Origin of the sequence: Thauera sp., assembly GCF_035444905.1 — a bacterium.
Lineage (GTDB): Bacteria > Pseudomonadota > Gammaproteobacteria > Burkholderiales > Rhodocyclaceae > Thauera.
Genome location: NZ_DAOMPS010000009.1, coordinates 1 through 23,573, shown reverse-complemented (window position 1 = coordinate 23,573; position 23,573 = coordinate 1). Strand labels below are relative to the sequence as shown.

Genomic DNA, 23,573 nt, shown 5'->3' with positions numbered 1-23,573 from the left:
GGCCTGGATCGGCTGTTCGCAGCAGGGAAGGACAGGAGGCGGATCATGGCCGGTGGACGGTTCAAGAGCTCCACCCGGGATATTCCCGAGGTGACGTCGGTGCCGCGTCACATTGCCGTCATCATGGACGGCAATGGACGCTGGGCCCGCAAACGCCTGATGCCCCGCGTCGCGGGGCACAGCCGCGGCGTGGAGGCCCTGCGGGCGGTGATTCGCGGCTGCATCGAGCGCGGGGTGGAGTATCTCACCGTGTTCGCCTTCAGCTCCGAGAACTGGCGCCGGCCCGCCGACGAGGTGTCCTTCCTGATGCAGCTGTTCCTCAAGTCGCTGCAGAAGGAGGTCGCACGACTGCACGAGAACGGCATCCGTTTTCGCGTCATCGGCGACCTGTCGCGTTTCGACGCGCAGCTGGTCTCCATCATCCGCGAGGCCGAGTCCCTGACCGCCGCCAACACGCGCTTTCACCTCACGGTGGCCGCCAACTACGGTGGACGCTGGGACATCCTGACCGCGATGTCGCGGCTGATGGCCCGCTACCCCGAACGCCGTGACGGCTTCAGCGAGGATGAGCTGGCCGCCGAGCTGTCGATGCCTTACGCCCCTGAGCCCGACCTCTTCATCCGCACCGGAGGCGAGAAGCGCATCAGCAATTTCCTTCTCTGGCAACTTGCCTATACCGAGCTGTACTTCACCGACACGCTGTGGCCCGACTTCGATGCGGCCGCCCTCGACGAGGCAATCCGTTCCTACCACGGCCGTGAGCGCCGCTTCGGCCGTACCAGTGAACAACTGAAAGCTGCCGTCGAGGCCGAAGGACCGAATGCTTAAAGACCGGGTCATCACCGCCATCCTGCTTCTTGCCGGGCTGCTCGGTGCCGTCTTCCTGTTGCCGCCGCTCGCCTGGCTCGTGATCTGCGCGGCGCTGTGCGGCGTCGCGGCCTGGGAGTGGGGCGGGCTTGCGCGCTTCGAGCGCCCGCTGCGCATGTCCACCGCGGTGGTCTTCGCGCTTTCCTGCCTGATGCTAGGCTACCTCTCCGGGCTTGGCAGCGGCACGCTGGCGGGCACGCCCCTGCTGTTGCCGCTGTACGGGATCAGCGCACTGTTCTGGATCCTCATCGTGCCGGTCTGGCTGGCGCGCAAGTGGTCGCTGCGCAGCCCGATGCTGGCCTCGCTGGTCGGCTTCATCGTGCTGATCCCGACCGCGCTCGCGCTCGCCCACCTGCGTACGGTGGGCCCCTGGGTCCTGCTCGGCACGATGGCGGTGGTCTGGGTGGCCGACATCGCGGCCTATTTTTCCGGTCGCGCCTTCGGCCGCCACAAGCTCGCCCCCGACATCAGCCCCGGCAAGACCTGGGAGGGGGCGATGGGGGCGGTGGCGGCCGTGCTGCTGTACGGCATCGGCGTGCTCGTCTGGCTCGGCGCCAGCCAGGTCGGCGGAGCGCTGGTGATCGGGCTGGCCCTGGTGGCCTGGACTGCGATCAGCATCATCGGTGACCTTTTTGAATCCTTGCTCAAGCGCCAGGCCGGCATCAAGGACAGTGGCAACATCCTGCCCGGACACGGCGGCATCCTCGATCGCATCGACAGCCTGACCTCCACCCTGCCGATCGTCGCGCTCGCCTCGGTCCTGCTCGCACACTGATTCCTGCCGGCCGCTTCGGCACGACTCCCGACCAGGCACGCATCCTTCATGGCTGAAACCGTATTGCAGCGCATCACCATACTCGGCGCCACCGGCTCCATCGGCCAGAGCACGCTCGATGTGGTCGCCCGCCATCCCGAACGCTTCGAGGTCTTCGCCCTCAGCGCCCACAGCCAGCACGACAAGCTGCTTGCGCAGTGCCTGCAGTTCTCGCCGCGCTACGCGGTGATGGGGAGCAACGCGGCCGCCACGCAGCTTGCGGCCGCACTGCGTGCCGCGGGCAGCAGGACCGAGGTGCTGAGCGGCGCGGCGGCGCTCGAGCAGATCGCCGCCGCACCCGAGGTTCATATGGTGATGGCGGCGATCGTCGGCGCCGCAGGCTTGCGCCCGACCCTGGCCGCTGCGCGCGCCGGCAAGAAGGTGCTGCTGGCCAACAAGGAAGCGCTGGTGCTGTCGGGCCAGCTGCTCATGAACGCGGTGGCCGATAGTGGCGCGCGGCTGCTGCCGATCGACAGTGAGCACAATGCCGTGTTTCAGGCCCTGCCGGCAGGCTACGCGCGCGACCCCCAGGCGGCAGGCGTGCGCCGCGTGCTGCTGACGGCCTCGGGCGGCCCGTTTCGCGAGCGAGCGCTCGCCAGTCTGGCGCAGGTGACGCCCGATCAGGCCTGCGCCCACCCCAACTGGGTGATGGGGCGCAAGATCTCGGTCGATTCGGCGACCATGATGAACAAGGGCCTGGAGGTCATCGAGGCGCACTGGCTGTTCGGTGCGCCGGTCGACATGATCGAGGTCGTCGTTCATCGCCAGAGCGTGATCCACTCGATGGTCGAGTACGCCGACGGTTCGGTCATCGCCCAGCTCGGCAATCCCGACATGCGCACGCCCATCGCCCATGCCATGGCCTGGCCGGAACGCATCGATGCGGGCGTGCGCCCGCTCGACCTGTTCGAGATCGCACGGCTCGACTTCGAGCGCCCCGACTTCGCGCGCTTTCCCTGCCTGCGCCTGGCGTTTGAAGCCTTGCGCAGCGGCGGGGCGGCACCGGCGGTGCTCAACGCTGCCAACGAGGAGGCAGTCGCCGCCTTCCTCGATCGGCGCATCGGCTTTCTCGACATCGCGCGCGTAATCGAGGCCTGCCTGGAACGTAGCGACTGCCTCGCGGTCGATTCGCTGGAGGCGGTGTTAGCCGCTGACGCCCGTGCCCGCGACTGGGCGCGCGGCGAGATCTGCAACCGACAGGCTGTCTGATGAATCTGCTGAATTACCTCGTTCCCTTTGCGCTGGCCCTCGGTGTGCTGATCCTGGTGCACGAGATGGGGCACTACCTGGTCGCGCGCTGGTGCGGCGTCAAGGTGCTGCGCTTCTCGATCGGCTTCGGCAAGCCCTTGTACACCCGGCGCGCAGGACGTGACGACACCGAGTGGTCGCTGGCGGCGTTTCCGCTCGGCGGCTACGTCAAGATGCTCGACGAGCGCGAGGGGCCGGTCGCACCCGCCGAGCTGCCTCGCAGCTTCAATCGCCAGAGCGTCTATCGGCGCTTCGCCATCGTCGCGGCCGGGCCGCTGGCGAACTTCCTGCTCGCAATCGTGGTGTATTGGGGGCTATTCGTCGTCGGCACGGAAGAGCTGCGTCCGCGCGTGGCCCTGTCCGAGACGCCGGCGATCGCCCAGGCAGCAGGCGTGCGCGACGGTGATCTCGTGGTGGCGGTGGATGAGGAGCCGGTGCGAAGCTGGCAGGACCTGCGCTGGGTCCTGCTCCAGCACGCGCTCGACCATCGCGAGGTGGTGCTCAAGGTGCGCACGCTGGAAGAGGTCGAGGCCTTTCGTCGGCTCGACCTGAAAGGCGTGCCGATCGACGAGGCCGGGACCGACCTGATCGCACGCATCGGGCTCAAGCCCTGGCGCCCGGCAATCCCTCCGATCATCGGACGCCTGGTCGATGGCGGGCCGGCCGAGCGCGCGGGCATGCGATCGGGCGACGAGGTGGTCGCGATCGAGGCGACGCCGATCGAGGCCTGGACAGAGCTGGTGCAGACGGTGCGCGAAGCGCCCGGAAGAATGCTGCGCTTCGAGATCGTGCGTGAAGGCAGCATCATCGAGCTTTTCGTCACGCCCGATGAGGCAAGTGAGAACGGTGAACGCGTCGGTCGCATCGGTGTCGGCGTGGCCGAACCCGCCCCGGGCGGGCTGTCGATGTTTGCCGAGGTTCGCTATGGGCCGGTGGAAGGCCTGGTGAAGGCGGTGCGCCAGACCTGGGAGACGAGCGTGCTCAGCCTGAAGATGATCGGCCGCATGTTCACCGGCGAAGTGTCGTGGAAGAACCTGTCCGGGCCGGTCACCATCGCCGACTACGCGGGCCAGACCGCACAGCTCGGACTCAGTCATTACCTCAAGTTCGTGGCCCTCATCAGCATCAGTCTGGGGGTCCTGAACCTGCTCCCCATCCCGGTTCTGGATGGTGGACACTTGTTGTACTATACCGTCGAAATCATCAAGGGCGGTCCGATTCCGGAGCGCGTCATGGAGATCGGTCAGCAGATCGGCCTCGTCCTCCTTGTAATGCTGATGGCATTCGCCTTCTACAACGACATCAATCGTCTCATTTCCGGCTGAAATCCCGCATGAATCGCAAGCTCCTGCCCGGGCTCATCATGGCCCTCTTTGCCGCTGCACCGGCTTTTGCGTTCGACCCCTTCGTGGTTCAGGACATCCGGGTGGAGGGCATCCAGCGCACCGAGGCGGGCACGGTCTTCAACTACCTGCCGGTCCGCGTGGGCGAACGTTTTACCGAGGAGCAGGCCGCTGACGCCATCCGGGCGCTGTTTGCCACCGGCTTCTTCAGCGACGTGCGCATCGAGACCGAAGGTGACGTCATCGTGGTCGTGGTCGATGAGCGTCCGGCGATCGCGGACATCGCTTTCGTGGGCGTGAAGGAATTCGACAAGGATGCGCTGAAGGCGGGCCTGCGCGAGGTCGGCCTCGCCGAGTCCCGCATCTTCGACCGCGCACTGCTCGAGCGCGCAGAGCAGGAACTCAAGCGCCAGTACCTGTCGCGGGGCAAGTACGCCGCCACCATCACCACCACGGTGACGCCGCTCGAGCGCAACCGGGTCGGCATCAATTTCGCGGTGGAGGAGGGCAGCGTCGCCAAGATCCGCCAGATCAGCATCGTCGGTGCCAACGCCTTCAAGGCCAAGGACCTGCTCGACCAGATGCAGCTCACGACGCCGGGCTGGCTCACCTGGTACACCAAGAACGACCAGTATTCGCGCCAGAAACTGGCGGCCGACCTCGAGACCCTTCGCTCGTTCTACCTGAACCAGGGCTATCTCGATTTCAACATCGACTCGACCCAGGTCTCGATCACGCCCGACAAGCAGGACATCTACATCACGGTCAATATCACCGAGGGCGAGAAGTACACCGTCAGCGGCGTGCGCTTCACCGGCGACCTGATCATCCCGGAGTCCGAGTATCTCGCGCTGACGAAGATCCGCCCGGGCGATACGTTTTCGCGCGAACAACTGACTGAAACCACCAAGGCGATCACCGACCGCCTCGGCAACGAGGGCTATGCCTTCGCCAACGTCAACGCCGCGCCCGAGGTCGACAAGGCAAAGCGCGAGGTCGCCTTCACCGTGTTCGTCGATCCGGGCCGTCGCGTGTACGTGCGCCGCATCAACGTCGGCGGCAACACCAAGACGCGCGACGAGGTCGTGCGGCGCGAGATGCGGCAGATGGAAGGCGGCTGGTACGACGCGTCCGCGATCAACCGCTCGCGCACGCGTATCGACCGCCTGGGCTTCTTCGACGAGGTCAATGTCGAGACGCCCGCCGTGCCGGGGACGACCGACCAGGTCGACGTCAACTTCACCGTCAAGGAGCGCCCGACCGGCAACCTGATGCTGGGTGCGGGCTTCTCCAGCGCCGAGAACATCGTGCTGTCGGCCTCGATTGCGCAGCAGAACCTGTTTGGCAGCGGCAACGCGCTGACCCTGGGCCTCAATACGAGCCAGTCGAGCCGCACCCTGGCGCTGTCCTTCACAAATCCGTATTACACGGTCGATGGGGTGAGCCTGGGCTGGGACCTGTACCACCGCACCTACGATGCCGACGAACTGGATTCGGTGTCGCCGTACAAGACGGTGTCCACCGGCGCCGGTATCCGCCTGGGCTGGCCGATTGCGGAGGACGACCAGATCAATTTCGGCCTCACCGCGGACCAGACCGAGATCACGACGTATTCGCTGAGCCCGAAGCTCTACAAGGACTTCTGTCGCGATTACGGGGGTTGCAACAATCCCGACGGCATTGGCGAGGTGACCGTCAGCAGCCTGTTGGCGACCATCGGTTGGTCGCGTGACAGCCGGGACAGTTTCATCTACCCGCGTGCAGGCAGCTTCCAGCGCCTGTACGGCGAGGTCACGGTGCCGGTCGGCGACCTGCGCTATGGCAAGATCGGCTACCAGTATCAGCACTGGTTCCCGATTGGGCGCGACTACGCCCTGATGCTCAACGCCGACGTCGGTTACGCCAAGGGTTTCGGCGGGAAGGATGTACCCTTCTACAAGAACTATTACGTCGGCGGCATTGGCTCGGTGCGCGGCTTCGACCAGGGTTCGATCGGTCCCAAGTTCCGGGACACCGATGGCGACGTGACCTCGACCGGCGGTACGCGCAAGGCTGTCGGCAATGCGGAGTTCTACTTCCCGATGCCTGGAGCGGGTCAGGATCGCTCCTTCCGAATCTCGGCCTTCTTCGATGCCGGTTATGTATGGGGTGAGGACGAACAGCCCCTCGGCAGCGACAATTTCGTGGCACAAAGCGTGCGCTTCAGCGACCTGCGCTACAGTACCGGCCTGGCGTTCTCGTGGAGTTCGCCGATCGGGCCGCTGAAGTTCAGCTTCGGCCACCCGCTCAAGAAGGAAGAGAATGACGAGATCCAGCGGTTCCAGTTCCAGCTTGGCAGCGTGTTCTAAGCTGTCGGCGATCGAGTTTCATCCGGAGGCATAAGTGAAAGTCAGTACCCTTACCCTGGTTGCGGCGGCGCTGCTCGGCATCGCGCAGGGCGCCATCGCCGAGACCAAGATCGGCTTCGTCAATTCCGACCGCGTGATGCGCGAGGCTGCACCTGCCGTGCGCGCGCAGCAACGCCTCGAGAAGGAGTTCGAGAAGCGCGATCAGGAGTTGCAGCGCATGGCGCGCGATCTCAAGTCGATGCAGGACGACCTCGAGCGCAACGCGACCACCATGGGCGAGAACGATCGTCGCAACAAGGAGCGCGCGCTCAACGACCTGAACCGCGATTTCCAGCGCAAGCAGCGTGAGTTCCGCGAAGACCTCAACCAGCGCCGCAACGAGGAGCTCGCTTCGGTGCTGGACAAGGCGAACCGCTCGGTGAAGCAGATCGCAGAGAGCGAGAAGTTCGACATCATCTTCCAGGAGGCGGTGTACGCCAGCCCGAGTATCGACATCACCGACAAGGTCATCAAGGCCCTGTCCGACGCCAAGTAAGTCCGCGCGGCGCGCATGTTCCGACTGCAAGAACTGGTCGATCGCCTCGGCGGTGAACTCCACGGCGACGGCACCATCGCGGTCTCGCGCGTCGCCACCCTCGAGAAGGCGGGCGAGGGCGAGCTCGCCTTCCTGGCCAACCGCAAGTACCTCTCCCAGGTGAAGTCCTGCGCGGCGAGTGCGCTCATCGTCGCGCCGGACGTGCGTGATCAGCTCGCCGACCGCGCCCTCATCCTCACCCCGGACCCCTACCTGTATTTCGCGCGCGTGGCGCAGTTGTTCAGCCCGCCGCCGACCGTACAGCCGGGCGTGCATCGGCTCGCTGCCGTCGCCTGCGCGGTACCGGCGAGCGTGCAGATCGGTCCCGGCGCGTCGGTCGAGGAGGGCGTGGTGCTGGGCGAGGAGGTCGTCATCGGACCCAATTGTCACGTCGGCCGAGGTACGCGCATCGGCCGCGGCACGCGTCTTGCCGCCAACGTCACGATCTATCACGACTGCGTGATCGGAGACGACTGCATCTTCCATTCGGGCGTGGTGATCGGTGCCGACGGTTTCGGCTTTGCGCGCGAGAAGTCAGGTGCCTGGGTCAAGATCCCGCAGACGGGTCGCGTGCTGATCGGCAACGACGTCGAGATCGGGGCCAATACGACGATCGACCGCGGCGCGCTCGACGACACCGTGATCGGGGACGGCGTCAAGCTCGACAACCTGATCCAGATCGCTCACAACGTGCGCATCGGCGACCACACGATCATGGCCGGCTGTGCCGGTGTGGCCGGCAGCGCGCAGATCGGCGCGCGCTGCATGATCGGCGGCCAGGCCGGGATCTCGGGCCATCTCAGCATTGCCGACGACGTGGTGGTGTCGGCGTGGACCCTGGTCGCCAAATCGATTCCCAAGCCGGGCGTCTACACCAGCAACCTGCCCCTGCAGAGCCACGCCGACTGGGTGAGGAACTTCGCCCACCTGCGCCATCTGGACGCGCTCGCCAAACGCGTCCGCCAACTCGAACAAGACAATGACGGTCCCCAGGACCGCACTCCGGGCTGAAACATCATGGACATCAAGGAAATCCTGCAGTACCTCCCGCATCGCTACCCCTTCCTGCTCGTGGACCGGGTGCTGGAGATGGAACCGGGCGTGCGTGCGCGTGCGCTCAAGAACGTGACCATGAACGAGCCCTTCTTCCCGGGGCACTTCCCTCATCATCCGGTGATGCCCGGCGTGCTGATCATCGAGGCGATGGCGCAGGCCGCTGCGCTGCTCTCGTTCAAGAGCAGCAACGTGAAGCCGGACGACAACTCGGTGGTGTATTTCGCCGGCATCGACAAGGCGCGCTTCAAGCGCCCGGTGGTGCCGGGCGACCAGCTGATCTTCGACGTCGAGATCACCCACAGCAAGCGCAACATCTACAAGTACAAGACGACGGCCAGCGTGGACGGCGAGCTCGCCGCCGAAGCCGAACTGATGTGCGCGATCAAGACGCTATGATCCATCCGACCGCCATCGTTCATCCCGGCGCGAGGCTAGGCGCCAACGTCAGCGTTGGTGCCTACTCGGTCATCGGCGAGCATGTCGAGATCGGCGAGGGGACGCGCATCGGGCCGCACGTCGTGGTCGAAGGCCATACCCGCATCGGACGCGACAACGAGATCTTCCAGTTCTGCTCGATCGGTGCGAGCCCGCAGGACAAGAAGTACGACGACGAGCCCACGCGGCTCGAGATCGGCGATCGCAACACGATCCGCGAGTTCTGCTCGTTCAATGTCGGCACCAGCCAGGACGCGCACGTGACCCGTGTCGGCAACGACAACTGGATCATGGCCTACGTCCATGTCGCCCATGACTGCGTGGTGGGCAACCACACGATCTTTGCCAACAACGCCACCCTGGCGGGGCATGTCCACGTGGGCGACTGGGCCATCCTGGGCGGCTTCACCGGCGTGCATCAGTTCTGCCGCGTCGGTGCGCACAGCTTCTGCGGGGTCGGCACGGTGCTGCTGCAGGATCTGCCGCCCTTCGTGACCGTGGCCGGCAATCCGGCCAAGCCGCACGGCATCAACAGCGAGGGCCTCAAGCGGCGCGGTTATTCGGCCGCGGGCATCGCCGCCATCAAGCGCGCCTACCGCGCGCTTTACCGCTCGGGGCTGTCGCTCGACGAAGCCCGCCAGCGCGTCGCCGAGATTGCCGGCGAGCATGCCGAGGTTGGACTGTTCTCCGAGTTCATTGCCGCCTCCGGTCGCGGCCTTGTGCGCTGAGCGCTTGACCACGCAATGACGGTCCGTATCGCCATGGTCGCCGGCGAAGCTTCCGGCGACCTCCTTGCCAGCCACCTGATCCGCGCCCTGCGCCAGCACCTGCCCGATGCCGAGTTCTTCGGCATCGGCGGGCCCAAGATGCAGGCCGAGGGTTTCCAGGTGCGCTGGCCGTGCGAGCTGCTGGCGGTGCATGGCTATGTCGACGCCCTCAAGCGCTACCGTGAGCTTTCCGCCATCCGCCGCGAGCTGCTCGGCCAGATCCGGCGCGAAAGACCGGCCGCCTTCATCGGCGTCGACGCGCCCGACTTCAACCTGTGGCTCGAGGGCAAGGTCAAGGAGGCGGGCATGCCTTCCATCCACTTCGTCAGCCCGTCGATCTGGGCCTGGCGCGGTGGTCGCATCAAGCGCATCGCGCGCTCGGTGTCCCGCATGCTGTGCCTGTTTCCCTTCGAGCCCGAACTGTACGAGCGCGCGGGCGTGCCGGTGAGCTACGTTGGCCACCCGCTCGCCGACGTGTTCCCGTTGCACCCCGACCGCGGTGAAGCGCGCGAGCGGCTCGAGCTGGGCGCTGACTGGCCGATCGTTGCGCTACTGCCGGGCAGTCGGCAGTCCGAAGTGCGCAATCTGGCCGACACCTACATCGCCACCGCGCGCTGCCTGCTCGAGCGCGATCCGCAACTGCGTTTCATCGTGCCGCTTGCGACACGCGAGACGCGCCAGCTGTTCGAAGAGGCGCTGTACCGCAACGAGGCCAACGAGCTGCCGATCCGCATGCTGTTCGGCCATGCGGTCGACGCCATGACCGCGGCCGACGTGGTCCTGGTGGCGAGCGGCACGGCGAGCCTGGAGGCGGCGCTGCTGAAGCGGCCGATGGTCATCACCTACCGCATCGGCAAGTGGCAGTACCGCCTGATGAAACACATGGCCTATCTGCCCTGGGTAGGGTTGCCCAACATTCTGTGCAACGAGGGCATCGTGCCCGAACTACTGCAGGACGACGCCAATCCCGAGCGCCTGGCGGACGCGATCGAGGACTGGTTGCAGGACGGCGAGCGCCGGGCGGCGCTCGAGGCGCGCTTCACCGAGCTGCATCTGACGCTACGCCAGGACACCGCCCACAAGGCGGCTGAGGCCATCCTCCCCTACCTGCGCGGAAAACGCGCGTGACCCCCGACCTGTTCGCTGCGCAATGCGACGCGGAGGCGCCGGTGTGTGGCGTCGATGAGGCGGGACGTGGCCCCCTGTGCGGCCCGGTGATGGCGGCCGCGGTGATCCTCGACCCTGAGCGTCCCATCCCCGGCCTGAACGATTCCAAGAAGCTGAGCGAGGCAGCACGCGACCGGCTGGCCCCGCTGATCCGCGAACGCGCCCTGGCCTGGGCGGTGGCCGAGGCCAGCGTGGAGGAGATCGATCGCCTCAACATCCTGCACGCGACCATGCTCGCCATGCAGCGCGCGGTGATGGCGCTGCCGACCGCGCCGGGCCTGGTGCTGGTGGACGGCAATCGTTGCCCGGCGCTGCCCTATCCGGCACGCGCGATCGTGAAGGGCGATGCTAGCGAACCGACGATCTCCGCGGCCTCGATCCTGGCCAAGACCGCGCGCGACGAGGCGATGCGCGTGCTTGACGCGGCCTGGCCGCACTATGGCCTGGCCGCGCACAAGGGCTATCCCACCGCTGCGCACCTGGCGGCCTTGCAGATCCACGGCGTTGCCGACTTCTATCGCCGCAGCTTCGCGCCGGTGCGCAAGCTGCTCGGCCGCAGCCCGGCCGCTTGAGGCTGCGATGAGGGAGATCCGCTCGCGCGACAACGCGACCCTCAAGCGCCTGCATGCGCTCGCCGAATCCGCCCGCGACCGCCGCAAGCACAACGAGACCGTGCTCGACGGCGCCCACCTGATCGAGGCGGCGCTCGACCACGACTGGCCGCTCAAGGCGCTGTTCGTGTCCGATAGCGGACTTCGTCGCCCCGAGCACCAGCACCTGCTGCAGCGCGCGCCGGCAGCCGTCGAGCAGGTGCAGCTTTCCGATGCGCTGTTTGCCCACATCAGCCCGGTCGACACGCCTTCCGGCCTGGTGGCGCTTATCGAGCTACCGCCGGCGGCGGCGCCAGGCGCGCTCGACGCGGACGTGCTCGTGCTCGATGGGGTGCAGGATCCCGGCAATCTGGGCACCATCCTGCGCACGGCCGCCGCCGCCGGGCTACGGGATGTGCTGCTCACCGAGGGCTGCGCGCAGGCATGGGCACCCCGCGTGCTGCGCGCGGGCATGGGCGCGCATTTCGTGCTTCGTATCGAGGAGCGGGTCGATGCCGGCGCGCGCCTGGCGGGCTATCCGGGCTGTCGCGTCGCCACGGCGCTGGCGGATGACGCCGGCCCGGTTTACGCGCTCGACCTGCAGGGCCCGGTCGCCTGGCTGTTCGGCGCCGAAGGGCAGGGCTTGTCAGCACCGCTCCTCGCCGCCGCCGATCGCCGCGTGATGATCCCCATGGCAGCTGGCGTCGAATCACTCAACGTCGGTGCGGCCGTCGCCGTGTGCCTGTTCGAACAGCGCCGCCAGCGCAGTCTGCGTTAGATGGTTACTGCCTGCCGCCGATTGCACCGACGCATCGCCCCCATGGGCGATTCGGCAGCCGATTCGCGATACCATCGCGGCTGTTCCGGGCACCGGGCCCGCCACGACCGACGCATGCCATGATCCTTGTCATCTCTCCCGCCAAGGCGCTCGACTATGAGACGCCGCCGACCACCACCCGCCACACCCAGCCCGATTTTCTCGAGCAGTCCGAAGAACTCATCGAGGTGCTGCGCCAGCGCTCGCCCGCCGAGATCGCCGAGCTGATGTCGCTGTCCGACCCCCTGGCCAGCCTCAACGTCGCCCGCTACGCGAGTTGGTCGCGCCCCTTTACGCCGGACAACGCCAAGCAGGCCGTGCTCGCCTTCAACGGCGACGTGTACGAAGGGCTGGACGCGCCAAGCCTGTCGGAGGACGAGCTGGCGTGGGCGCAGGACCATCTGCGAATCCTGTCCGGACTCTACGGCGTGCTGCGCCCGCTCGACCTCATGCAGGCCTATCGCCTCGAGATGGGCACGCGCCTGGCCACGGCGCGCGGCAAGAACCTCTATGAGTTCTGGGGCGAGCGCATCACCGACGAGCTCAATCGCCTGCTCGACGCCGAGGAGGCCGCCGGGCAGGGGCGTGTGCTGCTCAACCTCGCCTCGGACGAGTACTTCAAGTCGGTGAAGCCGAAAACGCTCAGGGCGCGGCTGGTGACGCCGGTGTTCGAGGACTGGAAGGGCGGGCGCTACAAGATCATCAGCTTCTACGCCAAGCGCGCGCGCGGCCTGATGAGCCGCTTCGTGATCCGCAACCGGATCGACAGGGTCGAGGGTCTCGAGGCCTTTGACAGCGAGGGCTACGCCTTTGCCGCCGAGGCATCGGATGCTGACCGGCTCGTGTTCCGCCGCCGCGAGGACTGAGCCCGATACGCGTGGCCGCCCGTCGCGGCGGACCACACCACACCGCAAGGACACGCATGAAGATCAGTTCGAACTTCGACGCCGGCGCGATCGAGGTGCTCAGCCTCGATGATCCGCAAGCCATCCGCCTTCGCCTACGCAGTGACAACGCCGCTGATTTCCACCAGTGGTTCTACTTTCGCCTCCTCGGCGCGGCGGGCAAGCCGGTGCGCATGGTGTTCGAGAATGCGGCCAGCGCGGCCTACCCAGATGGCTGGCAGGACTACCGCTGCGTGGCGTCATATGATCGCCAGCACTGGTTCCGCATCGCCGACACCCGCTACCAGAACGGTGAACTGGTCGTCGAGCACACGCCCGAGCGCGACAGCGTCTACTACGCCTACTTCGAGCCCTATTCACACGAACGCCACCTCGACCTGACGGCGCGCGTGGCGCAGTCGCCCTTTGCCCAGGTACGCGACCTGGGCAGCACGGTCGAGGGGCGTGACCTCGACCTGATCGTCGTCGGGCAGCCCGCCCCGGGGCGCTTGCCGGTGTGGCTCATCGCCCGCCAGCATCCGGGCGAGACCATGGCCGAGTGGTTCGTCGAGGGCCTGCTCGAGCGCCTGCTCGATGGCGCCGACCCCCTCGCGCGCCGGATCCGCGAGCAGGCCATGCTGTACATCGTGCCGAACATGAATCCGGACGGCGCGGTGCGCGGCAACCTGCGCACCAACGCCGCCGGGCGCAACCTGAACCGCGAATGGCGCACGCCCGATCCGGTGGCGAGCCCGGAGGTCTTCCTGGTCCGCCAGGAAATGGAGCGCACCGGCTGCGGGCTGTTTCTCGACATCCATGGCGACGAGACGCTGCCCTATGTGTTCTTTTCCACCGCGGAGGAAGTGCCCGGTTTCAGCGCCGAGGCGGCCGCGGCCCAGGCCCGCTTCATCGAGGCGTTCGCGGCCGTGAGCCCCGACTTCCAGACCCGCGAAGGCTACCAGCCCGGGCGCTTCGGCGAGGAGCTGCTGACCCTGGCGAGCAAGTGGGTGGCGCATCGCTTCGGCTGCGTGTCGCTGACGCTGGAGATGCCGTTCAAGGACAACGCAATCCTGCCCGACGCGCAGGTGGGCTGGAACGGCGCGCGCAGCAAGCGCCTGGGTGCGGCGATGCTTGACCCGCTGTGGCGCCACCTGCAGCACAGCCCGAGCCGGGCGAGGGACTGATCTGCCCGCCCGTGCCCTACCTCGCCGTGAGGGCTTGCCCGCGCGAGCCCGGCCTACCCAGGCAGTAACGATGCCGTGCGCGGATCGGAGCGCCTCCGATCAGGGGTGCATTCAGCGCAGGTGCACGGTTCAGTTGCCGTTCTGCGGCGAGGCGGCGTCGACCCGCGCCAGCGTGCGGTGCACGAGGTGCATGTGCAGGATGTTGTCGCCGCAGCGGCGGTAAACCCCCTGATATCACCCTACATGGCTTCAATGTCAGGGGGTTGCGGCTACAGCCATGCGCTGGAAGCTCGGATCAACGGCGCACCTCGAGGATCAGGTTGAAGGGGGTCTCGGCGGCACGCCGGAATCGGCTGAAGCCGGCGTCGCGGAAGACCTTGGCCAGCTGTGCCTCGCCCGCCTGCGCGCCGAGCACGAGCTCACCGCCTTCCGAGATCGCATGCGCGCAACAGATCGTGGTCGATGCGGCGTAGTACATCCGCCCGACCGGCGAGAGGTTCTGCTCGACGCGGTCGTGGGCAAACGGCTCGACCAGCATCACCGTGCCGTCGGGTGCCAGCACCCGGGCGGCGTAGCGGGCCGCCGCGACGGGGTCGCCCATGTCGTGCAGGCAGTCGAAGAAGCAGATGAGTCCATAGTGCTCGTCGGGGTAGTCCACTGCGCGCGCCACCTCGAAGCTCACCCCCGCGCCCAGGCCGGCTCGCGCCGCGTTGCGGCGCGCTTCGTCGATGGACGCCGGGTGGGCATCGAAACCATGGAAGCGCGACCGCGGGAAGGCCTTCGCCATCAGCACGGTCGAGTGACCGTGACCGCAGCCTACATCGGCGACGGCGATCCCTTCCTCGAGTTGCTCGACAATACCGTCGAGCGCGGGCAGCCACTGCGGCACCAGGCTGGCCCGGTAGCCGTTCCGGTAGAAGGCCGCTACTCCGCATTGCAGGCGGGCATCGTGCTCGCCCCAGGCCACACCCTGGCCGGTGCGAAACGCCTCGAGCGTCTTCTCCTCGTCGAACCACATCGACGCCGGTACCTGCCAGGCATGGGGAATGAACAAGGGACTGTCCTCGTCGGCCAGCACCAGGGCCTGCTCGGGTGACAGCTCGTAGGTGTCGCTGACCGCGTGAAAGTCCACGTAACCGCCCGCGGCCTGCGCGTTCAACCATTCGCGAACGTAGCGCGCGGCGCAACCCGCGCGGCTGGCGAGTTCCTCCGCGCTGATCGGTCCGACGCCTGCCATCGCCTTGTAGAGTCCGAGCTTGTTGCCCAGGCTGACCATCACCCCGCCATAGGCGGACGACAGGTCGCCCACCGCTCGCATGACGAAGGATTCCAGCTTGGTTTGATCGATCACGGCTGCGTCCATGGTGTTAGTCTCCTAAGCAGCGGTTTCGGGTGGTGAGTGCAGCGAATCCATCATCGCAGCAGCGCCCGCCGCGCCGAAGAGCCGGAATCCCCTGAAATCGGTCCGTTCGTGCCACACGGTGCGCCGGTGCAAAGGAGGACCACGCATGACGACCAGCGCGCCCATCCGTTCCGGGGCAGGTCCCCGCCAGGTCAGCTTGGTGGCGCTGCCCGATGCCGTGCTGTCGACGCTCGCCGGCCTCTTCGACGTGATGAACGGGGTTGCGCTGATGGGCATTGGGCCGACCGGCGCACCGGCACCGTTTCGGGTCGAAATCGTGGGTGAGGCCGCGGGCGCGCTGGAGTTGGCGAGCGGCGTGCCGATCGAGGTGCAGCGCGCGATCGACACCATCGAGACGAGCGACATCATCATCGTCCCGTCGGTGCTGCTGCATCCGCAGGGCTGGGAGCGGAACCGTTATCCGCGCCTGGTCGAATGGCTTCACCGGATGCATGAGCGCGGCGCCTTGCTCTGCTCGGCCTGTTCGGGCGTCTTCCTGCTGGCCGAGACAGGACTGTTCGACGGCAAGGACGCGACCGTGCATTTCGGCTATGCGCGGGCCTTCGCCGCCACTTATCCGGCGGTGACGATCCACCCCGAGCGCGTTCTGGTGATCTCCGGGCGGCACGACGAACTGGTGAGCTCGGGGGCATCGACGACCTGGCACGACCTGGTGCTCTATCTCATCGCGCGCTACGCCGGCGCCACCATCGCCCAGGAAGTCGCGCGGCTGTTCGCGCTGCAATGGCATCAGGACGGGCTCACGCCCTATATCGTGTTCGAGGGCAAGACCGACCACGGCGACGGGGAGATCCACGGCGCGCAGCAGTGGCTCGCCGAGCACTTCGCGCTTGCCAATCCGGTCGAGGAGATGATCCGGCGCTCTAGGCTCGCCGAGCGCACTTTCAAGCGGCGCTTCGCCGCTGCCACCGGCCTCACGCCGATGGTCTACGCGCAGCGCCTTCGCATCGAAGATGCCAAACGCCGGCTCGAACGTACCGACTTGTCGATCGACGAGATCAGCTGGCGGGTCGGCTACGAGGACTCAGCCTTCTTCCGGCGCCTGTTCAAGCGGACCACCGGCCTGGCGCCGAGTGCTTACCGCAAACGTTTCCGCATCCCGGAGTTCGCCCGGCCCGAGCCCTGGAACTCGCGTTTCGGGCAGCGTCAAGGTTCGGCCTAAGCGCCGCGGCCGAGCTCGGCGAGGATGGCGTTCGCGCAGGCCACCCCCGAGCGAACGGCCGACTCGAGCGTGGCCGGATAGTCCGAATCGATGTAGTCGCCGGCCAGCCACAGGCCGCGCAGGGGCGTGCGGATCCCCGGGCGCTGGATGCCGGGCCGGCAGGCGATGGTGGCCCGTTTCTCGACGATGACCTGGGACCACTCGGGCGACGGCAGGCGCCGGCCGAGCTGGCGCTCGAGCTGGGCGTGGGTGGCGAGGATGAGCTCGTCGCGCGGTAGTGATTCATGCGCGCCGTGGGCGCTGATCACGCAACTCAGCAAGCCCTCGGTGCCGCCGAGCTGGCCGCGGTCGAAGACCCACTGCGCCGGGTTGGCGGCGGCGTCGCTGACGAGTCCCATCATCGGTTCGGGCAGGCGCAGACCCTTGCCCAGCGCGAGATAGACCGAGACGATCGGTTCGTGCTCGAGGGCGTCGATCTGCGCCGCCAGGCGATCGCAGCCGCCTGTGCTAGCGAGCAGGCCGCCGGCGTGGTAGGGGGCGGTGGCCACCACGACATGCGGCCAGGGCTGGCTGCCCGGATCGCCTTCGAGACGGTAGCCGCCGGCGACCGGGCGGATCGCCTCGATGGCGTTGCCGGTGCGCAGTCGCCCGCGACGGGTGGCCAGGAAGCGTGCTGCCGGCACCGGAAACAGCTCCGACAGATCGACGCGCGGCAGCAGCAGCTCGCTCGCCGCTGCACCGGCGGCAAGGCTGTCGCGCAGCACATTGGCGAAGACCTGGGCTGCGGCATCGGCAGCAGGCGTGTTGAGCGCAGCGACGCACAGCGGCTCCCAGATCAGCTGCGCCAGGGCTGGCGTCTGCCTCGTCTCGCGCAACAGTCCGGTGACCGTCATGTCGGGCGGAACGCGGAAGGCACGCTTCTTGAGCCAGCGCATCAGCCGCAGCATCGCCAGGCGGTCGCTCCAGCTGAGGCCCTTGGCGCGCAGCAGGCCGAGCGCAAGATGAAAGGGCGCGGGCAGGGCGGCCGCCTTCAGGTGCAGGCGGCCGGGCACGTGCAGCGTCAGCGGCAGGTGGAGCAGTTGCTTGGGCGAGCAGCCGGTGAGGCGCAGCAGGCGGGTGAGCTCGCTGTAGGCGCCGATCAGGATGTGCTGGCCATTGTCGATGCCGCGGTGATGCTCCTTGTGCACCACCCGCGCCCGTCCGCCCAGGGTGTGAGAACGTTCGAACACGGTCACGTGCACGCCGGCGCGCGCAAGCTCGACCGCGCAGGCGAGCCCGGCGTAGCCGGCACCGATCACCGCGACCACGGGCACGCTCATCGCATCAGCCCCTGAACCAGGTCGTGCCCGCCAGCCACACCTTGCGCAGCGGGGTGAGCGAGGTGCGGCGGTCGAGCACCATGAAGCCGTCTGAGGCGATCTCGCGCAGCAGGGTGCGATAGATGGCGGCCATCACCAGCCCGGGCCGCTGCGCCTTGCGGTCGACGGCGGGCAGCTGGGCGAAGGCCTGGTCGTAGAAGCGCTCGGCGCGCTCGGCCTGGAAGGCCATCAAGGCGCGGAAGGCGTCGGAGTAGCGCGCCTCGAGGATGTCCTTGGCCGGCACGTTGAAACGCTGCAGGTCCTCGATCGGCAGGTAGATGCGGCCGCGGCGCGCATCCTCGCCGACGTCGCGGATGATGTTGGTGAGCTGGAAGGCCATGCCGAGGTCGTGGGCGTATTTCAGCGTCTGGCGGTCCTGGTAGCCGAAGATCTCGGCGGCGAGCAGGCCGACCACGCTGGCCACCCGGTAGCAGTACAGCTGCAAGGCCTTGAAGTCGAGGTAGCGTGTCTGCGACAGGTCCATGGCCATGCCGTCGATGATCTCGAGCAGCTGCTCCTGAGGCAGGCTGAAGCGCGTGAGCACGTCCTTGAGCGCGAGCCCCACCGGGTGCGTGGGGATGCCGCCATAGGTGCGCACGACCTCCTGCCGCCACCACTCGAGCTTGGCCTGGGCCAGCGACAGGTCGTGGCATTCGTCCACGACGTCATCCACCTCGCGACAGAAGGCGTACATCGCGGTGATGGCCTGGCGCCGCTCGGCGGGCAGGAACATGAAGCTGTAGTAGAAGCTCGAGCCGCTCTTGGCGGCCTTGTCCTGGCAGTAGTCGTGCGGATTCATGCGCTTGTTCCGTAGTTCAGGGCGCGCCATCCCAGGCGCAGCCAGTCGCCCGCAGCCAGCTTCGGGCGGTGGCGGAAGACGTCGTAGTCGACCTGCTCGAGCCGCTCCAGGATGCGCAGCCCGCCCAGCACCACCAGGCGCAGCTCCCAGCCGAGGCGGCCGGGCAGGGCCTGCGCGAGGGGAGCGCCGTCGCGCATCATGGCCCGTGCGCGTTGCACTTCGAAGGCCATCAGCGAGCGCCAGCGCGCCGCGTCCTCCGCGCCCAAGGCGCCAGACCGCGCGCGCTCGAGCAAGGCCTCGTCAACCCCGTGGCGGGCGAGATCGTCCAGCGGCAGGTAGATGCGCTGCTTGTCCCAGTCGATGGCGATGTCCTGCCAGAAGTTGATCAGCTGCAGGCTGGTGCAGATGGCGTCGGAGCGGCGCAGGTTGTCGGGCGTGGCCGCAGCGTACAGGCACAGCATCAGCCGGCCGACCGGGTTGGCCGAGCGCCGGCAGTAATCGAGCAGCTCGTCGAAGTCGCGGTAGCGGGTCTTGCCGACATCCTGGGCAAAGGCGTCGAGCAGGTGGCGGAAGGGCTGCAGCGGCAGGCCGTGGGCGCGGATCGCGCGTCCGAGGCGTTCGAACAGTGGCGCCAGCTCCGCATCGCGCACCGCCACCCCGCGCGCGCAGGCCTCGAGCGCAATGCGGTAGTCCTGCAAGCGCGCAAGCCGCGCGATGCCTGGCGCGTCGCCCTCGTCGGCGACGTCGTCCGCGCTGCGGGCGAAGGCGTAGATGGCCTCGACCGGCTCGCGCAGGCGCGCCGGTAGCAGCAGGGAAGCGACAGGAAAGTTCTCGTAGTGCTCGACCGGCATCGCGTGGACATGAGGCGGATGTCACCGCGGGCCGGTGAATTCATCGCAAGGCGGCCGGAGTATACCCCGCAGCGATGCAACTTTCGGCGGTGGCCGATGACACAATGCCGTCGCTTCTCGGCACACCCACCGTGTGCCGGTGCCTGTGGGGATTTCATGCTCGAGCTTTCCGGTCTGTGCAAGACCCTTCCCGGCACGCCGCCGCGCGTGCTGTTCGATGCGCTCGCGCTGCGCGTGGCAGACGGCGAGTGCGTGGCCATCGTCGGCGAGTCCGGTTCCGGCAAGTCCACCCTGCTCAACTGCATCGCCGGCCTCGAGCCGGTGGACGACGGCCAGATCCGCGTCGGCGAGCTGCGGGTGGAGCAGCTCGACGACGACGCCATGGCCCGCCTGCGGCGCTCGCACTACGGCTTCGTGTTCCAGGCCTTTCACATCCTGCCGCACCTGAACCTGCTGCAGAACGTCGCCTTGCCGCTGTGGCTGCTGCAATGCCCCGAGGACGAAGCCACGCGCCGCGCGCAGGAGATGCTGGCACGCGTCGGCCTGGGCGCGCGCGCGCTCGATCCGCCACAACAGCTCTCGGGCGGCGAATTGCAGCGCGTGGCGATTGCCCGGGCGCTGGTGCACACGCCGCAGCTGGTGCTCGCCGACGAGCCCACCGGCAACCTCGATCCCGGTCGCGCGATGGACGTGCTCGACCTGCTGCTCGGGCAGATCCGCGCCAACCGTGCGGCCGGGGTGCTGGTCACCCACTCGCGCGCCGCGGCCGCACGCGCCGACCGCGTGCTCGAGCTCGGCCCCGACGGGTTGCGCGACATCACGGCTGGATCATGACCAGCAGCCTGCGCAGGGTGTTCCTGGCCAGCCTGTTGCGCCGTCGCCTGGCGACCGCGCTGTCCTTGCTTGCGATCGCGTTGGGGGTCGCGCTTGGACTGGCGGTGCAGCTCATCCACGGCGCCGCACTGGACGAGTTCGGCCGCGGCGTGCGCCTGCTCTCCGGCGAGGCCGACCTGCAAGTGGTGGGGCCCCGCGAGGGCTTCGATGAAGGCATCTACCCCCTGCTCGCGCGTCGCGCGGAGGTCGCCGAAGCGAGTCCCGTGCTGGAAATCGAGGCGCGGCTGCCCGGGCGCGACGACAGCCTGCGCATCCTTGGCGTCGATCTGTTCCGGCTCATGCGGGTGCAGCCCGCGCTGATGCCGCTTGCCGATCGCGAGGCCGCAGGCGAGGTGGGCGGCAACGAGGGGGGCGATGAGGCCAGGGGGGCGCGCGAAGCTGAACCGAGCCGAACGGGCGGAGACGGCCGGCTGGCCGCGCTGCAGCCGCACAACCTGTTCCTGAGCGCCGATGCGCGTGCCGTGCTGACGCAGCCCTATCGGTCGGCGAGCGGCGAGTCGCAGCCTCCGGCGATCAGCGACGGCTATCTGCTTGCCCAGTCGGGCCTGCGCAGCCTGCGCCTGCGCATCGCGGGGCAGCTGCCGGGCGCGAGCGGAAGCATCGGGGTGATGGATATTGCGGGGGCGCAGCAGCACTTCGAACGCGTCGGCACACTCAGCCGCATCGACCTCAAGCTCGCTGAGGGGGTGGAGCTGGGCACGGCCCGCCTTGCACTCGAAACCCTGCTGCCGCCCGGGGTGAGCCTGCGTGTGCCGGAGGCGGCGGCGAGCGAAGTCGGCACGCTGTCGCGCGCCTATCGGGTGAACCTCACCATGCTGGCGGCGATCGCCTTGCTGACCGGCGGTTTTCTGGTGTTCTCGACGCAGCTGCTATCGGTCGCGCGCCGGCGGCGGGAGTTTGCCCTGCTGCGTGCGCTCGGACTCGAGCGTCGCGAGCTCATGCGGGGCCTGCTCGCCGAAGGAGCGCTGGTCGGTGTGGTGGGCGGCGCCCTCGGCGTCGCCCTGGGCTACGCGCTTGCCGGCGGGGCCTTCCGCTTCGTCGGTGGCGACCTCGGCGCGGGCTTCTTTCGCGGCCTGAGCCCGACCCTGGCTTTCGATCCGGCGCTGAGCCTCGCCTACCTGTTCCTGGGCGTCGGCGCCGGGGTGGCGGGCACCTGGATACCTGCGCGCGAGGCCGCCCGCGTGCCTCCGGCGCGTGCGCTGCGCGCAGGCGAAGGCGAGCGCGCCGGCCTGCCGCAGGCGCACGCACGCGGGCGTATTGCGGCGCTGCTGCTGGCGCTGGCGGGCCTGGCCTGCCTGTTGCCGCCCCTCTCGGGGATTCCGGTGGGCGGCTATGCCGCGGTGGCCTTGATCCTGGCCGCGGCCGTGCTCGCACTGCCGGCGCTGGCGCGTGCGGTGCTGCCGCTGCTCGCGCACGGTCGCAGCGCCTTGTGGCGGCTGGCCCATGCGCGCCTGAGCGCCACCCCGGCGCAGGCGGTGGTGGCGGGCGCGGGGGTGATCGCCAGCGTGGCGCTGGCGGTGTCGATGGCGATCATGGTGAGTTCCTTCCGCGTGTCGGTGGATGACTGGCTCGAGCAGGTCCTGCCGGCCGACCTCTACCTGCGGGCCTCGTCATCATCGGCCAGCGGCTATCTCGACCCCGAGGCGCTGGCTGCGATCGCGGCGGTGGACGGCGTCGCCACCGTCGACACGACGCGCTTGGCGAATCTGCGCTTGTCGGACGCCGAGCCCTTGTTCAGCGTGCTGGCCCGGCCGGCGCAGGGCAACTGGGGGCTGCCGCTGGTCGCCGGCTCGATGAGCGTACCGGAGGACGCCGCGCTGCCGCCGATCTGGGTGTCTGAGGCGGCGGCCGACCGCCATCGGCTCGCGCCTGGCAGCCACTTCGAGCTGCCGCTGGGCGGCCGCCTGCAGCGCTTCATCGTCGTCGGCATCTGGCGCGACTACGCCCGCCAGTACGGCGCGGCCCTTGTCGAACGAGGCGATTACGTCGCGCTGACGGGCGACACACGGGTCAATGACGCGGCGCTGCGGGTCGCCCCGGGGGTGGACCCGGCCGCCGTGGCCGAGGCCCTGCGCCAGCGCTTCGGCGCCGAGCACATCACGATCGCGCTGCCGGGCGAGATCCGCGCGTTGAGCCTGCAGATCTTCGATCGCACCTTCCTCATCACCTACCTGATGGAGGCCGTGGCGGTGCTGATCGGCCTGTTCGGCATCGCCACCACCTTCGCCGCGCTGGCGACCACGCGCCAGGGCGAGTTCGGCATGCTGCGCCACCTCGGCCTGACGCGCGCGGAGATCGGCCGCCTGATCGCCTTCGAGGGCGCGCTCACGGCCGGACTGGGCGTCCTTGCCGGGACCCTGGCCGGCGGGGCGATCGCCTGGGTGCTGATCGAGGTCATCAACCGCCAAAGCTTTCACTGGAGCATGGACTTGGCCGTGCCTTGGCTCGTGCTCGGCGTCTTCGCCTTCAGCCTGGTCGCGCTGGCGGCGCTGGTGGCGCGCCTGGCCGGGCGCCATGCGATGCAGCGCTCGGCGGTGCTGGCGGTCAAGGCGGATTGGTAGCAAGGGGACGAGATGCAGATGAAGACGGTGTTGGCAGCCAGGTGCAGCTCGCGCCTTGGTCAGCCACTGGGGTGGCTGCTGACGCTTGCCTGCCTGTTTGCCGCTGTGGTGGCCGGCGCGGCGGACACCGGAGGACCGGGCGCGCGAGGCGAGCAGGGCGATCGGGTGAGTGCCCAGACCCGCAGCGCGGCAGACCAGGGGGCATACCCACCGGTGCGCGCCGGCCAGGCGCTGAGCTTTCCGCGCGACTTCGGCGCCCATCCCGATTACCGCACCGAATGGTGGTACATCACCGGCTGGCTGCGTGATGCGGCCGGAGTCGAGCGCGGCTTCCAACTCACCTTCTTTCGAGTCCGCACCCTGATCGGCGAAGACAATCCGAGCCTGTTTGCGCCGCGCCAGTTGATCCTCGCCCACGCGGCGGTGGCCGA

General features: G+C 68.2%; 22 protein-coding genes. 18 read left to right on the top strand and 4 right to left on the bottom strand.

Annotation, left to right across the window (positions count from 1 at the left end; translation table 11 throughout):
* Nucleotides 1–45 precede the first annotated feature (45 nt).
* The 14 genes from uppS to PLC66_RS06105 all read left to right on the top strand — a co-directional run bounded on the left by uppS (nt 46) and on the right by PLC66_RS06105 (nt 14,094).
* Complete coding sequence (uppS, locus tag PLC66_RS06170; RefSeq protein ID WP_324538447.1) at nt 46–828, top strand: polyprenyl diphosphate synthase; 783 nt, start codon at nt 46–48, stop codon at nt 826–828.
* Nucleotides 821–1,642, top strand: coding sequence for a phosphatidate cytidylyltransferase (locus tag PLC66_RS06165; RefSeq protein WP_324538444.1), 822 nt, complete (start codon nt 821–823; stop codon nt 1,640–1,642). Before uppS ends, PLC66_RS06165 begins: the two co-directional genes overlap by 8 nt.
* A 48-nt stretch (nt 1,643–1,690) precedes the next feature.
* Entirely contained in the window at nt 1,691–2,890 is a 1,200-nt protein-coding gene (ispC, locus tag PLC66_RS06160) for a 1-deoxy-D-xylulose-5-phosphate reductoisomerase (protein WP_324538442.1), read from the top strand.
* Nucleotides 2,890–4,254: an RIP metalloprotease RseP gene (gene rseP, locus PLC66_RS06155; RefSeq protein ID WP_324538440.1), complete on the top strand. Its 1,365-nt coding sequence runs from the start codon at nt 2,890–2,892 to the stop codon at nt 4,252–4,254. The genes ispC and rseP overlap by 1 nt, the downstream gene beginning before the upstream one ends.
* A gap of 8 nt (nt 4,255–4,262) precedes the next feature.
* On the top strand, nt 4,263–6,620 hold the full coding sequence (bamA, locus tag PLC66_RS06150) for an outer membrane protein assembly factor BamA (protein ID WP_324538438.1): 2,358 nt from the start codon (nt 4,263–4,265) through the stop codon (nt 6,618–6,620).
* 34 nt (nt 6,621–6,654) lie between these two features.
* Nucleotides 6,655–7,155: an OmpH/Skp family outer membrane protein gene (locus tag PLC66_RS06145; RefSeq protein ID WP_324538436.1), complete on the top strand. Its 501-nt coding sequence runs from the start codon at nt 6,655–6,657 to the stop codon at nt 7,153–7,155.
* Nucleotides 7,156–7,170: 15 nt separating this feature from the next.
* A complete protein-coding gene (gene lpxD, locus PLC66_RS06140) occupies nt 7,171–8,205 on the top strand; it encodes a UDP-3-O-(3-hydroxymyristoyl)glucosamine N-acyltransferase (protein WP_324538435.1) in 1,035 nt (344 codons plus the stop codon).
* A gap of 6 nt (nt 8,206–8,211) precedes the next feature.
* Nucleotides 8,212–8,646 carry a 3-hydroxyacyl-ACP dehydratase FabZ gene (gene fabZ / locus PLC66_RS06135; RefSeq protein WP_324538433.1) on the top strand — a complete coding sequence of 145 codons (435 nt, stop codon included), beginning with the start codon at nt 8,212–8,214 and terminating at the stop codon, nt 8,644–8,646.
* Nucleotides 8,643–9,413 carry an acyl-ACP--UDP-N-acetylglucosamine O-acyltransferase gene (gene lpxA / locus PLC66_RS06130; protein ID WP_324538430.1) on the top strand — a complete coding sequence of 257 codons (771 nt, stop codon included), beginning with the start codon at nt 8,643–8,645 and terminating at the stop codon, nt 9,411–9,413. The genes fabZ and lpxA overlap by 4 nt, the downstream gene beginning before the upstream one ends.
* 15 nt (nt 9,414–9,428) lie before the next feature.
* Nucleotides 9,429–10,580, top strand: a complete 1,152-nt coding sequence (gene lpxB / locus PLC66_RS06125; RefSeq protein WP_324538428.1) for a lipid-A-disaccharide synthase — start codon at nt 9,429–9,431, stop codon at nt 10,578–10,580.
* On the top strand, nt 10,577–11,191 hold the full coding sequence (gene rnhB / locus PLC66_RS06120; RefSeq protein ID WP_324538426.1) for a ribonuclease HII: 615 nt from the start codon (nt 10,577–10,579) through the stop codon (nt 11,189–11,191). The genes lpxB and rnhB overlap by 4 nt, the downstream gene beginning before the upstream one ends.
* Before the next feature lie 7 nt (nt 11,192–11,198).
* The gene (locus PLC66_RS06115; RefSeq protein ID WP_324538425.1) at nt 11,199–11,987 is read left to right on the top strand and encodes a TrmH family RNA methyltransferase; all 789 of its coding nucleotides are present in this window, start codon (nt 11,199–11,201) and stop codon (nt 11,985–11,987) included.
* Nucleotides 11,988–12,106: 119 nt separating this feature from the next.
* Nucleotides 12,107–12,892 (top strand): peroxide stress protein YaaA, encoded by a 786-nt coding sequence (yaaA, locus tag PLC66_RS06110; RefSeq protein ID WP_324538424.1) that lies wholly within the window; start codon nt 12,107–12,109, stop codon nt 12,890–12,892.
* A 56-nt stretch (nt 12,893–12,948) separates the two neighbouring features.
* On the top strand, nt 12,949–14,094 hold the full coding sequence (locus tag PLC66_RS06105; protein WP_324538423.1) for a M14 family metallopeptidase: 1,146 nt from the start codon (nt 12,949–12,951) through the stop codon (nt 14,092–14,094).
* Nucleotides 14,095–14,389: 295 nt separating this feature from the next.
* Here the strand turns inward: PLC66_RS06105 and PLC66_RS06100 are convergent, their stop codons facing one another.
* Nucleotides 14,390–15,457: a class I SAM-dependent methyltransferase gene (locus tag PLC66_RS06100; protein WP_324538422.1), complete on the bottom strand. Its 1,068-nt coding sequence runs from the start codon at nt 15,455–15,457 to the stop codon at nt 14,390–14,392.
* Nucleotides 15,458–15,602: 145 nt separating this feature from the next.
* Here PLC66_RS06100 and PLC66_RS06095 point away from each other — a divergent pair, with 145 nt between their 5' ends.
* Nucleotides 15,603–16,679 carry a GlxA family transcriptional regulator gene (locus PLC66_RS06095; RefSeq protein WP_324538420.1) on the top strand — a complete coding sequence of 359 codons (1,077 nt, stop codon included), beginning with the start codon at nt 15,603–15,605 and terminating at the stop codon, nt 16,677–16,679.
* Here PLC66_RS06095 and hpnE read toward each other — a convergent pair.
* The 3 genes from hpnE to hpnC are packed head-to-tail and all read right to left on the bottom strand — an operon-like array spanning nt 16,676 to nt 19,687.
* Entirely contained in the window at nt 16,676–17,998 is a 1,323-nt protein-coding gene (hpnE, locus tag PLC66_RS06090) for a hydroxysqualene dehydroxylase HpnE (protein ID WP_324538418.1), read from the bottom strand. The genes PLC66_RS06095 and hpnE overlap by 4 nt on opposite strands.
* A gap of 4 nt (nt 17,999–18,002) precedes the next feature.
* Nucleotides 18,003–18,836 carry a presqualene diphosphate synthase HpnD gene (gene hpnD, locus PLC66_RS06085; protein ID WP_324538416.1) on the bottom strand — a complete coding sequence of 278 codons (834 nt, stop codon included), beginning with the start codon at nt 18,834–18,836 and terminating at the stop codon, nt 18,003–18,005.
* A complete protein-coding gene (hpnC, locus tag PLC66_RS06080; RefSeq protein WP_324538414.1) occupies nt 18,833–19,687 on the bottom strand; it encodes a squalene synthase HpnC in 855 nt (284 codons plus the stop codon). The genes hpnD and hpnC overlap by 4 nt, the downstream gene beginning before the upstream one ends.
* 156 nt (nt 19,688–19,843) lie before the next feature.
* Here hpnC and PLC66_RS06075 point away from each other — a divergent pair, with 156 nt between their 5' ends.
* From PLC66_RS06075 to PLC66_RS06065, 3 genes are all read left to right on the top strand, one after another.
* A complete protein-coding gene (locus PLC66_RS06075) occupies nt 19,844–20,521 on the top strand; it encodes an ABC transporter ATP-binding protein (RefSeq protein WP_324538412.1) in 678 nt (225 codons plus the stop codon).
* Nucleotides 20,518–23,142, top strand: a complete 2,625-nt coding sequence (locus PLC66_RS06070; protein WP_324538410.1) for an FtsX-like permease family protein — start codon at nt 20,518–20,520, stop codon at nt 23,140–23,142. Before PLC66_RS06075 ends, PLC66_RS06070 begins: the two co-directional genes overlap by 4 nt.
* Nucleotides 23,143–23,154: 12 nt before the next feature.
* The coding region (locus PLC66_RS06065) for a lipocalin-like domain-containing protein (protein ID WP_324538408.1) at nt 23,155–23,573 on the top strand (419 nt) is incomplete at its 3' end.